Source organism: Stenotrophomonas sp. YJH_SMC_138, assembly GCF_059369855.1.
This window is the reverse complement of the sequence record NZ_JCAFTB010000003.1, coordinates 360,295-373,914: the sequence shown is the minus strand read 5'-3', so window position 1 is coordinate 373,914 and position 13,620 is coordinate 360,295. Positions and strand designations below refer to the sequence as shown.

The 13,620-nt window shown below is 67.5% G+C and carries 10 protein-coding genes and 1 riboswitch; of the genes, 7 read left to right on the top strand and 3 right to left on the bottom strand.

The features are described from left to right. Positions 1 to 267: 267 nt before the first annotated feature. Entirely contained in the window at positions 268 to 1,479 is a 1,212-nt protein-coding gene (metK, locus tag AC5P7I_RS09770) for a methionine adenosyltransferase (protein ID WP_010481882.1), read from the top strand. Positions 1,480 to 1,619: 140 nt separating this feature from the next. Further along, positions 1,620 to 2,126 (top strand): acyl-CoA thioesterase, encoded by a 507-nt coding sequence (locus AC5P7I_RS09765; RefSeq protein ID WP_262087884.1) that lies wholly within the window; start codon positions 1,620 to 1,622, stop codon positions 2,124 to 2,126. Positions 2,127 to 2,242: 116 nt separating this feature from the next. On the opposite strand, the gene ppc is transcribed toward AC5P7I_RS09765, so the two are convergent. Then, positions 2,243 to 4,954, bottom strand: coding sequence for a phosphoenolpyruvate carboxylase (gene ppc, locus AC5P7I_RS09760; RefSeq protein ID WP_262087885.1), 2,712 nt, complete (start codon positions 4,952 to 4,954; stop codon positions 2,243 to 2,245). A 237-nt stretch (positions 4,955 to 5,191) separates the two neighbouring features. Continuing rightward, positions 5,192 to 7,708 (bottom strand): S9 family peptidase, encoded by a 2,517-nt coding sequence (locus AC5P7I_RS09755; protein WP_169411164.1) that lies wholly within the window; start codon positions 7,706 to 7,708, stop codon positions 5,192 to 5,194. 120 nt (positions 7,709 to 7,828) lie between these two features. Further along, a riboswitch (S-adenosyl-L-homocysteine riboswitch) is annotated at positions 7,829 to 7,912 on the top strand. Positions 7,913 to 7,948: 36 nt separating this feature from the next. On the opposite strand from AC5P7I_RS09755, the gene ahcY reads away from it, so the two are divergent. From ahcY to AC5P7I_RS09730, 5 genes are all read left to right on the top strand, one after another. Then, entirely contained in the window at positions 7,949 to 9,394 is a 1,446-nt protein-coding gene (gene ahcY, locus AC5P7I_RS09750) for an adenosylhomocysteinase (protein WP_014645960.1), read from the top strand. A gap of 258 nt (positions 9,395 to 9,652) precedes the next feature. Further along, a complete protein-coding gene (locus AC5P7I_RS09745) occupies positions 9,653 to 10,441 on the top strand; it encodes a lysozyme inhibitor LprI family protein (RefSeq protein ID WP_164077295.1) in 789 nt (262 codons plus the stop codon). Positions 10,442 to 10,491: 50 nt separating this feature from the next. Then, positions 10,492 to 11,835: a peptidoglycan-binding domain-containing protein gene (locus tag AC5P7I_RS09740; RefSeq protein ID WP_014645958.1), complete on the top strand. Its 1,344-nt coding sequence runs from the start codon at positions 10,492 to 10,494 to the stop codon at positions 11,833 to 11,835. A gap of 110 nt (positions 11,836 to 11,945) precedes the next feature. Next, on the top strand, positions 11,946 to 12,419 hold the full coding sequence (gene ybaK, locus AC5P7I_RS09735) for a Cys-tRNA(Pro) deacylase (protein ID WP_014645957.1): 474 nt from the start codon (positions 11,946 to 11,948) through the stop codon (positions 12,417 to 12,419). Beyond that, positions 12,419 to 12,904, top strand: coding sequence for a hypothetical protein (locus tag AC5P7I_RS09730; protein WP_100449348.1), 486 nt, complete (start codon positions 12,419 to 12,421; stop codon positions 12,902 to 12,904). Before ybaK ends, AC5P7I_RS09730 begins: the two co-directional genes overlap by 1 nt. Positions 12,905 to 12,974: 70 nt before the next feature. Here the strand turns inward: AC5P7I_RS09730 and AC5P7I_RS09725 are convergent, their stop codons facing one another. Then, positions 12,975 to 13,610, bottom strand: a complete 636-nt coding sequence (locus AC5P7I_RS09725) for an energy transducer TonB (protein WP_053494934.1) — start codon at positions 13,608 to 13,610, stop codon at positions 12,975 to 12,977. Positions 13,611 to 13,620 lie beyond the last annotated feature (10 nt).

The window sequence follows — 13,620 nt, the reverse complement described above, 5'->3', positions numbered from 1 at the left end:
GCGGTTTCGGGGCAGAACGATGACGGCCGGCCCGCCTTCGCGGCGAGGTCGCCGCCTGCGCGGTCGGGGCCGGCAGCCGTCCCGTCTGTTGTCACGCTGGTGGAACACTGGGCCTCAACGCTGGGCCCCAATCCCCAAGGGACGGCCCCTCCAGGCCTACGCGGGCTTAACCACCGGCAACCGGCACAGGTTCACAATGCACAGGCGGCGCACCCCGTGTATCATGCGCGCCCATCTTTCCATCCGAATCAAGGGATATTACGCCTGATGTCCAGCTATCTCTTCACCTCCGAGTCGGTCTCCGAAGGCCATCCGGACAAGGTTGCCGACCAGATCTCCGATGCGGTGCTGGACGCGATCCTGACCCAGGACCAGCGCGCCCGCGTGGCCTGCGAGACCATGGTCAAGACCGGCGTTGCCATCGTGGCCGGTGAAATCACCACCAGCGCCTGGATCGACCTGGAAGCGCTGACCCGCAAGGTCATCACGGACATCGGCTACGACAGCTCCGACGTCGGTTTCGACGGCGCCACCTGCGGCGTGCTGAACCTGATCGGCAAGCAGTCGCCGCACATCGCCCAGGGCGTGGATCGCAAGAAGCCGGAAGAAATGGGCGCTGGCGACCAGGGCCTGATGTTCGGCTATGCCACCAACGAGACCGACAGCTACATGCCGGCCGCGATCCACCTGTCGCACCGCCTGGTCGAGCAGCAGGCCAAGATCCGCAAGAAGAAGAACTCGCCGCTGTCGTGGCTGCGTCCGGACGCCAAGAGCCAGGTCACCCTGCGCTATGAAAACGGCGTGGTCTCGGCCATCGACGCCGTGGTCCTGTCGACCCAGCACGCCCCCGGCATCAAGCAGAAGGACCTCATCGAGGCCGTCCGCGAAGAGATCATCAAGCCGGTGCTGCCGGCCAAGTGGCTGCACAAGGGCACCAAGTTCCACATCAACCCGACCGGCAAGTTCGAGATCGGTGGCCCGGTGGGCGACTGCGGCCTGACCGGCCGCAAGATCATCGTCGACACCTACGGCGGCTGGGCCCGTCACGGTGGTGGTGCCTTCTCCGGCAAGGACCCGTCCAAGGTCGACCGTTCGGCAGCCTACGCGGCCCGCTACGTCGCCAAGAACGTGGTGGCCGCCGGCCTGGCCGACCGTTGCGAAGTGCAGGTCTCCTACGCCATCGGCGTGGCTGAGCCGACCTCGATCTCGGTCACCACCTTCGGCACCGGCAAGATCAGCGACGACAAGATCGAGAAGCTGATCCGCAAGCACTTCGACCTGCGCCCGTACGGCATCATCAAGATGCTGGACCTGGTGCACCCGATGTACCAGCAGACCGCGGCCTACGGCCACTTCGGCCGCAAGCCGAAGGAGTTCAGCTACCTCAACGGCGAAGGCGAGACCGTCAACGCCACGGCCTTCTCCTGGGAGAAGACCGACCGCGCCGCCGCCCTGCGCGCCGATGCGAAGCTGAAGTAAGAAACACGAAGGGCCGCTCACGCGGCCCTTCTGCTTTCTGTAGAGCCGAGCCCATGCTCGGCTTTCTTTTTCCTGCGACAAGAGCAGCCGAGCATGGGCTCGGCTCTACAAGAGCTACGCCACGCCGATACAATCGCCGCATGTCGACCGAACTGAAAACCCACCAGCTGTCCATGACCGTGCTGATGTCGCCGGAGATGGCCAATTTCTCCGGCAAGGTCCACGGCGGCGCCATCCTGCGCCTGCTCGACCAGGTTGCCTACGCCTGCGCCAGCCGTTACGCCGGCAGCTACGTGGTCACCCTGTCGGTGGACCAGGTGATGTTCCGCCAGCCGATCGCGGTGGGCGAGCTGGTCACCTTCCTGGCGTCGGTGAACCATACCGGCACCTCGTCGATGGAGATCGGCATCAAGGTGGTGGCCGAGGACATCCTCAAGCGCAGCGTGCGCCACGCCAACAGCTGCTTCTTCACCATGGTGGCCGTGAATGAGGAAGGCCGGCCGACGCCCGTCCCGCCCCTGCAGCCGGCGACGTCCGACGAGAAGCGCCGCCAGGCCGCCGCGCAGATCCGCCGCCAGCTGCGCCAGGAAATGGAACAGCGCCATCTGGAACTGCTGGCATCGAATCCGCCGTCACCGGAGGAATGAGGTAGTGCCGGCGGCTGGCCGGCAACCTCGCGCGTGCTGCCGGACATCATGAGGTTGCCGGCCAGCGGCCGGCACTACCATTGCGAATTCGCCGGGCCATGCCCGGCGGATGCGGATCAACCGGTGTTCTGCACGCCCTGCGCAACACCGTTCACGCAGGCCACCAGCGCGCGCAGCAACCCGTCATCCTCGCGCCCGCTGGCCCGCCAGCGCTGCAACAGGTCCACCTGCAGCACGCTGATCGGATCGACGTAGGGATTGCGCAGGCGGATCGACAGCGCCAGCCGCGCATCGTGGTCGAGCAGCGTCCGCTGGTCCATCAGCGCCAGCAGCCAGTGCCGGGTGAGTTCCAGTTCGCGCTGCACCTGCGGGAAGAAGTGCCCGTGCAGTTCACCCGACAACAGCGAAAACTGCTCGGCGATGGTGATATCGCCCTTGGACAGCACCATCGCGATGTCGTCCAGGAAGGTGCGGAAGAACGGCCAGTCCCGCGCCATCTCGCGCAGGGTCTGTTCGTGGCCGGCAGCAACCGCCGCCTGCAGGCCACTGCCCACGCCGTACCAACCGGGAATCACCGCGCGCGCCTGGCTCCAGGCGAACACCCAGGGAATCGCACGCAGGTTGCCCAGCGCGGCGTCCTGGCCGAGCCGGCGCGATGGCCGCGAGCCCAGCGTCATGCGTTCGATCACGTCGATCGGCGTGGCGGTGCGGAAGTAGTCCATGAAACCGGCCTGGCCAACGAACGCGCGATACACCTCGCTGCTGGCCGATGCCACCGCGTCCATCACCGGTCGCCACTCATCCTCGCGCGGCTCGGCGGCACGCGGGCGCAGGCTGGCACGCAGCACCGCACCGGTGGCCTGCTCCAGCGAGCGCAGGGCCAGCGCACGGATGCCGTACTTGCGATGGATCACCTCGCCCTGCTCGGTCACCCGCAGGCGGCCATCGATGCTGCCGCGCGGCGATGCGTCCACCGCGTGCGTGGTCTTGCCGCCACCGCGGCTGATCGAGCCGCCACGGCCATGGAAGAAGGTCAGGCGGATGCCGGCCTCGGCCGCCACCTCCAGCAGTTCCACCTGTGCACGCTGCAGGCCCCAGCGCGATGCGGCGATGCCACCGTCCTTGCTGCTGTCCGAATAGCCCAGCATCACCATCTGCACGTCATCGCGTGCTTGCAGGTGCGCGCGATAGATCGGGTCGGCCAGTAGATCACGCAGGGTCGCGGTGCCGCGCTTGAGGTCCTCCACCGTCTCGAACAGCGGCGCGATATCCAGCGGTACTGATCCGTTCTCTTCCACCAGGCCGCCACGGCGCGCCAGCGCCAGCACCGCCAGCACGTCGCTGCGGTCATGTGCCATCGAGATGATGTAGCTGCCCAGTGCATCGCCACCATGCCGCGCACGGGCATCGGCCAGCGCGGCGAACACGGCGTCCAGTCGCCGGTTGCCTTCGTCGTCGCCCTTCGGCAACGGCGCGTCACCACTGGCATGCGGCGCCAGCAGGCGCGCGCGACCCACTGCATCCAGGCCGTCCCACGCTGCGTCGCCGCCCAGCACCGTGGCCAGCGCGCGCGCGTGCACGCTCGATTCCTGGCGCACGTCCAACCGCGCCAGGTGGAAGCCGAAGGTCTTCACCCGCCACAGCAGGCGCTGCACGGCGAAGCCACCGGCATGTTCGCCGCGGTTGGCGCGCAGGCTGTCGAGGATCAGCTGCAGGTCGTCGATCAGTTCGTCCGGGCCGGCGTAGGCGCCCTCGCCATCGTCCAGCGTTGCCTGCAGGCGTGCGCGCATGCGGTCGTTGAGCAGGCGGTACGGCATGTCGGCATGGCGCGGGCGCGACTGCACCTGCGGCAGCAGCTGCTGGTAGTGCGCCACGCGCGCCTGCAGCGCCTCGCTCACGCCCACCCGCTCGGTGGACTGGCTGAGCAGGCTGGCCAGCTGCAGCAGTTCCTTCTGGTAGCGACCCAGCACGGCCTGCCGTTGCGCGTCCAGCGTAGTGCGGATGGTGTGGGCATCCACGTTCGGGTTGCCGTCCATGTCGCCGCCCACCCACGTACCGAAGCGCAGCAGGCGCGGCAGCGGCAGTTCTTCGCCGTAGGTATCGCGCAGCGCCTGCTGCAGCGATTCGTACAGCACCGGGATCACCCGGTACAGCACCTGCACCAGATAGAAGCCGACGTGCTCGCGCTCGTCATCGACGGTAGGCCGCACCGGCGAGGAATCGGTGGTTTGCCACGAAGCGGTCAGCGCCATGCGGAAGCGCGCAGCATCGGCGGCCGCTTCCCCCGGCGTGCGCTGGCCGTCGAGGTTGTCGACCAGGCTGGCCACCATCAGCTGCTCTTTCTCCAGCAGCGCGCGGCGCACCGCTTCGGTCGGGTGCGCGGTGAACACCGGTTCGATGTCGATGCGCGGCAGCCACTGCGCCAGCTCATCCAGGCCCACGCCCTGCGCCTTCAGGTGCTGCAGCGCATCCTGCAGGCCGTCGGGCTGCGCCCCGGCGGTACCGGCACGCTGGTAATCACGGCGGCGGCGGATGCGATGCACGCGCTCGGCGATGTTGACCACCTGGAAGTAGGTGCTGAAGGCCCGCACCATGGTCTCGGCCTGCTGCGGCGTGCGCCCGGCCAGCCCTTCGGCCAGCTCCGACAGCGGCGCCTGGTTCTCGCGGCGGGCAATGGCGCGGGTGCGCACGTCCTCGACATCGTCGAGAAACGCGGCCGAAACCTGTTCGACCAGCAGGTCACCCACCAGTGCGCCGAGCCGGCGCACGTCATCGCGAAGCGGAAGATCGGGGGAAGCAAACTCGATGCTGCTGCGGTACTCGTTCATCGGCGACGCACAGGCCTCGGTCAACGGATCCAGACCCCAAGCCTATCCCAGATCGGGCGTCGTGCTGCGATGCAAGAATGGTTTCATCTGCACGTATCCATGGCGGACGCAGCCGAGCATGGGCTCGGCTCTACAAGCGTCATGGCGCGGGACACCGTGTAGCGCCCGAGCCCATGCTCGGGCGGCGGCGCAGCCGCACAGGCGGCCGCTGTTGTAGCGGCCACCCTCATGCACGTATCAGCGCTTCTTCTTCGCCGTGCCCTGCTCGGCCGGGCCGATGGTCTGCTCCAGCCAGCGCTCGCTCTCGGCCAGCATGGTCATGATCGATTCGCGTGCGCGGTAGGCATGCGATTCGTTGGGCAGCATCACCAGCCGCGCGGTGCCACCCAGGCCCTTCACCGCCGCGAACATGCGCTCGCTCTGGATCGGGAACGTGCCGGAGTTGTTGTCGTCCACGCCGTGGATGAACAGGATCGGATCCTTGATCCTGTCGGCGTAATTGAACGGCGCCATCTTCTGGTAGACGTCCTGCGCCTGCCAGTAGTTGCGCTCCTCGGCCTGGAAGCCGAACGGCGTGAGCGTGCGGTTGTAGGCGCCGCTGCGCGCAATGCCCGCCTTGAACAGGCGGGTGTGTGCCAGCAGGTTGGCCGTCATGAACGCACCGTACGAATGGCCACCAATGGCGATGTGATCGCGGTCGGTCACGCCACGCCGCACCACTTCATCCACGGCCGCCTGCGCATTGGCCACCAGTTGTTCGATGTAGGTGTCGTTCGGCTCCTTGTCGCCCTCGCCGATGATCGGCATCGACGGGCTGGCCAGCACCACGTAACCCTTGGCCAGGAACGCCTGCGGGCCCCAGTAGCTGACCGCATTGAAGCGATACGGCGAATCGGTCACCTGGCTGGCCGCGGCCGCGCTCTTGAACTCGCCCGGGTAGGCCCACATCAGCAGCGGGCGCGGGCCGTCGCGCTTCGGGTCGTATCCCGGCGGCAGCAGCAGGGTCGCGGTCAGGTCGACGCCGTCCTTGCGCTTGTAGCGGATCTGCTCCTTCTGCACACCCTTCAGCTGCGGCAGCGGATGCGCGAAATGGGTCAGCGCGCGCGGTGCGCTCCCAGCATCGGCCAGCGACTGCACGTAGAAGTTGGCCGGCTCGTCCGGGCTCTCGCGGCTCAGCAGCAGCGAACTGCCCTGCTTGTCCAGCAATGCCACCGGCAGCGCATAGCTCGGTGCCTGCGAGTGGAACAGGCGCGTTGCCTTGCCCGTGGCGATGTCGAAGCGGTCCACGAACGGACGGTCGCCTTCCGGCGAAGCACCGGCGCCGGCCAGGTACAGGCTGCCGCCATCGGCGCTGGTCTGCAGCAGCGAACGGCCGCGCTCGTCGCTGGCCCGCAGCGGCCGGCCCGGATCGGCGTAGCGGTCCTGCGCATCGCGATCCCACAGCAGGCGCGGTTCGGCGCTGGCATTGTCCGGGGCGATCAGCCAGGTCTTGGTCCTGCGGGTCTTCCACCACGATTCGGTCAGCAGGGCCAGGTCGCCACGGCCCCAGCTGATACCGGCCAGGCGGCTGCCCAGCTGGGCCAGCGTCACCGGCGGCGTGTCGAACGGCGCGGCCTGCATCAGCACCGCATCGCGCACCTTGGCATCCCTGTTCGGGTCGCCACCATCCTGCGCTTCGGCCCAGACCAGGGTCGCGTCGGCATCACCACGCCAGCCGATGTCACGCACGCCGGTCACTTCGGCGTCGTTGCCGGTCGGCAGGCCTTCCACCAGTGGACGCACGGCCACGGTATGCACCAGCTTGCCGCTGGCACGGTCGATCACTTCAATGCGGCGCGGGAAACTGCTCACCGGCACCACGTAGGAATACGGGCGCTGCACCGGCTGGCGCAGCACGAAGCGGCCATCCGGCGACACGGAGAAGCCCATGAAGATGCCGGCCGCGCCGATCGGGCGGGTGCTGCCATCCAGGCTGACTTCCACCGGCTGTGTGGTGGCGTAGTAGTCGAACTGGCGCGCGTCAGCCTCGTTCTTCAGCAGGTCCTGGTAGGTACGGATCGACACCACGCCATCGCCCCGGCGGGTCTGCTGCACGGCCGGGCCGGTCGGGATGCCGTCGGTGGCCGGGGCCGCACCGAGGTTGGCCGGGCGGGTGAACACCACCAGCCCGCGGCTGTCCGGCAGCCACTGGTAACCGCTGCCGATCACCGTGTTCAGGCCGGCAACCAGGCGGCGGGCGCTGCCGGAGGCCACGTCCACCAGCCACAGTTCGTTGGCGCCGCTGGTGGCGTCGACCTGGTTGAAAGCGAGCCACTTCTGATCCGGAGACCACATCAGGCTGGCGATCGACAGCGTGGCCGGCAGGCCGCTGATCTGCCGTTCCTTGCCATCGGCCACGTTCATCAGCCACAGCTTCTCGCCGAAGCTGAAACGGCTGTCGGAGAACGTGCGCGGGTTGATGCGCAGGCCGGCCAGCTTCAGTTCCGGCTGCGCCACCACCCGGATCGACGGCAGCGACGGCATCTGCATCAATGCGGCCATGTCGCGGCGAGGCGACAGGTGCAGCGACGGCGCGCGCGGTGCGTCGACCACCGCCTGCAGCGCCGCCGAGGGCAGTTCGTAGCCATTGACGCCCTGGGCCTGTGCTGCAGCGGGCTGTGGGGCCACCGCCCAGGCCAGCGGGGCCACGGCCAGCAGTCCCATCGACAGGACCAGGCCGGTCCAGCGCCGCGTACGGCGCGCGTGCATGCTCATCGTTCTACCTGCGTGATGCGTGAAAGCACCGACCTTAACAGGCCGTGCACGCGCCCCCATCTGCCGATGGTTGGGTCATCCGGATGTCATGCCGGGGCCGCGATATAATGGGGGTTCTCCCCTGCCGAGGGGCGCTGCGACCGGATCCGATGAGGCCCGGCCAGGCTCGGTAAGGTGGCTTTGTAACAACGGCGCCCGGCTAGATGCGAGCACCCGCTCGCCCACAACCGGAGCACACGAATGAACGCTGTTGCCAAGACCTTCTCCACCGAAGGTGATTACAAGATCCGCGACATCACGCTGGCCGACTGGGGCCGCAAGGAACTGGACATCGCCGAGCACGAAATGCCGGGCCTGATGTCGATCCGCCGCAAGTACCAGGCCGAGCTGCCGCTGAAGGGCGTGCGCGTGACCGGCTCGCTGCACATGACCATCCAGACCGCGGTGCTGATCGAGACCCTGAAGGACATCGGCGCCGACGTGCGCTGGGCCTCGTGCAACATCTTCTCGACCCAGGACCACGCGGCTGCCGCCATCGCCGCCACCGGCACCCCGGTGTTCGCCTGGAAGGGCGAGACCCTGGAAGAGTACTGGGACTGCACCCTGGACGCGCTGACCTTCACCCTGGCCGACGGCACCCTGACCGGCCCGGAACTGGTGGTGGACGACGGCGGTGACGTGACCCTGCTGATCCACAAGGGCTACGAACTGGAGAACGGCAGCGACTGGGTCAACACCGCGTCCGCCTCGCACGAAGAACAGGTCATCAAGAACCTGCTCAAGCGCGTCGCCAAGGAGCGCCCGGGTTACTGGGGCCGCGTGGTCAAGGACTGGAAGGGCGTCTCCGAAGAGACCACCACCGGCGTGCACCGCCTGTACCAGCTGGCCCAGGCCGGCACCCTGCTGATCCCGGCGATCAACGTCAACGACTCGGTCACCAAGAGCAAGTTCGACAACCTGTATGGCTGCCGCGAGTCGCTGGCCGACGGCCTGAAGCGCGCGATGGACGTGATGCTGGCCGGCAAGGTAGCCGTGGTCTGTGGCTACGGCGATGTCGGCAAGGGCTGCGCCGCGTCGCTGCGTGCCTACGGCGCGCGCGTGATCGTCACCGAGATCGACCCGATCTGCGCCCTGCAGGCGGCGATGGAAGGCTATGAAGTCAACACCATCGAATCGACCCTGGGCCGTGCCGACCTGTACGTCACCACCACCGGCAACAGGGACATCATCCGCATCGAGCACCTGAGCGCGATGAAGGACCAGGCCATTGTCTGCAACATCGGCCACTTCGACAATGAGATCCAGGTCGACGCACTGGTGTCCTTCGCCGGCATCAAGCATGTCAACATCAAGCCGCAGGTCGACAAGTACATCTTCCCGAACGGTAATGCGATCTTCCTGCTGGCCGAAGGCCGCCTGGTGAACCTGGGCTGCGCCACCGGCCACCCGAGCTTCGTGATGTCCAACAGCTTCGCCAACCAGACCCTGGCACAGATCGACCTGTGGGCGAACAAGGACAGCTACGAGAAGAAGGTGTACCTGCTGCCGAAGAAGCTGGACGAAGAAGTGGCTCGCCTGCACCTGGAAAAGATCGGCGTGAAGCTGACCACCCTGAGCCAGGAACAGGCCGACTACATCGGCGTGCCGGTGGAAGGCCCGTTCAAGCCGGACCACTACCGCTACTGATCGTGCGCGGTGCCGGCCAGCGGCCGGCACTACCGGCGCAGGCGGGGTCGGATCCCTTTCCGCAGGAAAGGGCGCTGACCCCGGCAACAGATGCAGACAGAACGGGCGCCTTCGGGCGCCCGTTCTGCGTTGCGTCGCCCCGCAGCAGATCCGCGCGCCCTGTCACAGTGCCCTAAGAAGCCGCTTGCTAGTCTCTATGCCCCCATGGACTGCCGACTGCAGGCCATGCGCCGGGACGCTGACAGCAAAGGACAGGACATGCCGCGCAACAATGACCGAGTGACCCGGGCGATGAAGCCCCTGATGATCCTGTGCTGGGTGGCCCTGCTGGCCGCCTGCAGCCCGCCTGGCAGCGATGCCGGTGCCAGCGCGCCGGCGGCGAACACCGGCCAGGCAAGCACCGACGGCAAGGCAACCAGCACCCCGGCAGCGGCCACGGGCAGCAGCGCTGCCTGCGCCGAGGGGGCATCACAGGTACAGACCCTGATCTGCAACGACCCCGCCCTGTTGCAGCAGGAAGCCGAGCTGGCCAAGGCTGAAGCCTCCGCACGCGACACCCTCGATGCCGCCGGCAAGGACAAGCTGCAGGCCGAGCAGCAGCGCTGGATCCAGCATACGCGCGACCTGTGCGGTGACGCGCACTGCCTGCAACAGGTATTTGCCGATCGCCTCAAGGTGCTCTCGGCCACGCGCGACGGCCTGGTCGACCAGGACGCCTGCGAAGTGCCCGACGGCCAGCAGCAGTGCGTGGACCTGCTGGTGCTGCGCGACCCCAACAGCCAGTTGGCGAACTTCAACACGCTGCTGGGAGAAAACGGCCAGGAAGGCCGCCTGCTGGGCTGTACGGCCGCCACCAACGTGGGCGGTGGCCCCAACGCCGTGCTGGCGGCCAACTGCATCCAGGAAACCACCGCCGGCAAGCGCAACGTGCAGTTGTGCAGCAACCAGATGGTCGGCCAGTTCGCCCTCGTACCGGCATCGGCCGCCTACGGCACCCAGGCCGTCCGCCAGCTGCTCGGCTTTACGCAGCAGCACTGCGCCGGCTGACATCCGCTGGGTGCGCCCGGCGCTTTTTCCCACATTGAAGGACGATGACCATGGCAAAGGATTCCACCCTTACCCGCGAACAGCTGTCCACGCTGTTCCTCAACACGGAGCTGGGCGGCAACACCCGCCACCTGGACCACTTCTCATACGCGCAGAAAGGCGCAAGCACCTACTCGTTCGGACTGGTGCAGTTCGATGTCGGCGGCAATCCACAGGCCAGGCGTTTCCTGCGCGACAACGGCTTCACCGCCGCTGACATCGAACTGCTGTCCCAGCAGGGCGGATTGAGCACCCGGCAGCTGGCGGCGCTTGACGCCAAGTTGCAGGCCATTCCGCAGGCGAAGATGGACCAGCTCACCAACGACAAGCTGGACAGCGCCATCGAGCGCGTCGATGAAGCCATCGCCAAGGTGCGTGCCACCAACCCGGCCGCCGCCGATGCCATCGCGGCCAACCCCGAACTGCAGCTGGCCATGGCCGACTATGACAACCAGTTCGGCGGCATGGGCCCGCAGTTCATCAGCTATCTGGCCGGCAACGCGGAAAAGCTGCAGGGCGGTACGGTCCAGGCCGGCAATCCACCGACCCGCGGCGACGTGCAGAACTTCGTCGATGCCACCAAGTACGGCATCCAGTCGCCGGCCGCGGTGACCAGCCGCGATGAGCGCTTCGACCGGGCCATGACCCAGCTGGGCATCACCCCCACCCATGCCCCCTCGCACGGGTCGCCCGGCGCGCCCGGCGGCAACGGCGTACTGGTCAGCGGCGCCAGGGGCGATGAGGTAAAGGCGATGCAGCAGAAGCTGGCCGACCTGGGCTATCTGGGCAAGGACGGCAAGCCACTGGTAGCCGATGGCGATTTCGGGCCCGGCACCCTGGAAGCGGTCAAGCAGTTCCAGCGTGAGCACCAGCTCACCGTCGATGGCAAGGTCGGTGCCACCACCCTGGGTGCGCTCGACAAGGCCATCGCGCAACAGCAACAGCAGGCCGCCGAACCGACCATGGCCACCCCCGGCCACGCCGACAACCCGCGTTACCAGCAGGTCGTGGAAAAGCTGGAAACGCTGGAAGAACAACGCCGCCAGGGTGGCCTGGCGCCACTGTTCAATGACCGCAGCCAGCTCGAGAACGCCGCAGGCCTGGTGGCTTACGAGTCCAAGCTGGCCGGCATGAGCCAGGTCGATACCGTGCTGGCGCGGCCGGACAACCAGGGCGTGTTCGCCGTGCAGGGCCAGCTTGGCGATCCCGCCATGCACCGCACTTACGTCGACCTGTCGCAGGCGGCGAACCACACGCTGCAGGACAGCACGCGGCATAGCCAGGCGCTGGACAACGAACTGTCGCAGCGACAGACCCAGGAACAGATTCAGACGCAGCAGTCGATGTCGCGCTGACGCGGGATGCCGACGATCACAGCCGGGACGGGCGCCTTCGGGGGCCCGTCCTGCGTTGATGCGCGAGTTTCGGTCAAGGCAATATCCCTACCTCGCGCTAGGATGCGCCCATGACCCCGGCCATCAACCTGCTCAAGCGCGAGAAGATCGCCCACACCGTGCGCAGCTACGTGCACGACGCCCACGCCGAATCGTATGGCGGCGAAGCCGTCGACAAGCTCGGCCTCGACCCGGCCCAGGTGTTCAAGACCCTGCTGGCCAGCACGGAAGCACACGAACTGCTGGTGGCGATCGTGCCGGTCGCCGGTCAGCTTGACCTGAAGGCGCTGGCCGAAGCCGCCGGCTGCAAGAAGTGCGAGATGGCCGCCGCCGATGCCGCACAGCGCGCGACCGGCTACCTGGTCGGTGGCATCAGCCCGCTGGGGCAGAAGAAGCGCCTGCGCACGTTCCTGGACGCCAGTGCCGAAGCGCTGCCCGCGCTGCATGTCAGCGCCGGGCGCCGCGGCCTCGAGGTAGAACTGGCACCGGCCGACCTTCTGCGCCTCACCGCCGGCCACTACGCTGCCATCGGCAAGTCACGCTGATGCGCTGGCCGTGGTCTGCAGCGCCGGTACCCCGGCTCGACGATGCACAGGCCGACGTGCTGCTGCAGGACCTGCTGTCGCGCGATGCCACGCGCATCACCGATGCCGCACGCACGGTGGCACGGCTGTTCAGCACCGCGTCGTTGGACGCGTTGGTCGCACATGTGGATACGATCGAACGCAGCTGCGAGGGCATCGCCCTTGGCGGCATGCTGATCAGCAACCAGGCGCACCTGAAGGCGGCCCTGCAACGGCTGCGCTACTGGCAGGCGCGTGAGGGGTGCCTGTGCGCACTCTACCCTTCTTATGTGTTCTTTAACCCTGCACCGCTGCTGGAACAGGGCCACGTGCTGCTGCTCGGACGAGGCGAGGCCGAGGATGGCTGGGGTGAGTGCTACCGGGTGACGTGCACGTCCTGCACGCAGCCGTGGAGCGCCACCGAGCGCGAATACCACTACCCGTGGTGGGAGTGGAAGCGCCTCTGACAGTGATGCAGCCACGCACGGCGTGGCTCCGCTGCGGTACGTCCAGATCCGTGCCATGCATGGATGACGCTCACTCCACGAATTCATACCGCATCGGCATGCGCACGAGGGTCAACGCCGGCACCGTACCCTTCGCATCGGCGCGGCTGAAACGCCAGCCCTGCAGCTCCTCCGCTGCAGCGTCATCCAGCAACGCATGACCGCTGGAGGTCTCCACGATCACGGCCGCAACGCGCCCCCGCGCATCGACCAACGCCTTCAGCATGCTGCGGCCGGACAGCCCCTGCCGCATGGCCTCCACCGGATAGCGCGGCGACACGCCGTGTGGAGGCAGCCAGGGAATACCTTCACCCGCGAACAGATCCCGTTTGCTGCGTGCCGTGCAGGGCGTCGGCAGGCGCAGCTGCAGGGATACCTGCACCTCATTCACGGTCACGTGCGCCGGCGCGGCACAGGCATGCTGCACCAGCGCCTCCAGCATTCGTTGCTGCCGACGCAGCGCGTTGCCATTGGCCGCCGCCACTTCAATCACGCAGCGGCCGTCCTGCGGCTGCATCGACAGCGCGGTCACGCCCGCATCGCGCAGCCCGGGAAGGCGTGCCATGGGTTCGCAGGCCATCCCGGCAGAGGGCTTCGCGGCCAGTACCGGGGTGGCGGGCAGCGTGCCCGCCAGCAACATCAGGATCATCCTTGCCCAGACCGCCATGCCCTGCCCT

Bases quoted from the DNA above. Each gene is read 5' to 3' on its own strand.
- metK (WP_010481882.1), top strand. From the start codon at position 268: ATGTCCAGCTATCTCTTCACCTCCGAGTCGGTCTCCGAAGGCCATCCG.
- AC5P7I_RS09765 (WP_262087884.1), top strand. From the start codon at position 1,620: ATGTCGACCGAACTGAAAACCCACCAGCTGTCCATGACCGTGCTGATG.
- ppc (WP_262087885.1), bottom strand. From the start codon at position 4,954: ATGAACGAGTACCGCAGCAGCATCGAGTTTGCTTCCCCCGATCTTCCG.
- AC5P7I_RS09755 (WP_169411164.1), bottom strand. From the start codon at position 7,708: ATGAGCATGCACGCGCGCCGTACGCGGCGCTGGACCGGCCTGGTCCTG.
- ahcY (WP_014645960.1), top strand. From the start codon at position 7,949: ATGAACGCTGTTGCCAAGACCTTCTCCACCGAAGGTGATTACAAGATC.
- AC5P7I_RS09745 (WP_164077295.1), top strand. From the start codon at position 9,653: ATGCCGCGCAACAATGACCGAGTGACCCGGGCGATGAAGCCCCTGATG.
- AC5P7I_RS09740 (WP_014645958.1), top strand. From the start codon at position 10,492: ATGGCAAAGGATTCCACCCTTACCCGCGAACAGCTGTCCACGCTGTTC.
- ybaK (WP_014645957.1), top strand. From the start codon at position 11,946: ATGACCCCGGCCATCAACCTGCTCAAGCGCGAGAAGATCGCCCACACC.
- AC5P7I_RS09730 (WP_100449348.1), top strand. From the start codon at position 12,419: ATGCGCTGGCCGTGGTCTGCAGCGCCGGTACCCCGGCTCGACGATGCA.
- AC5P7I_RS09725 (WP_053494934.1), bottom strand. From the start codon at position 13,610: ATGGCGGTCTGGGCAAGGATGATCCTGATGTTGCTGGCGGGCACGCTG.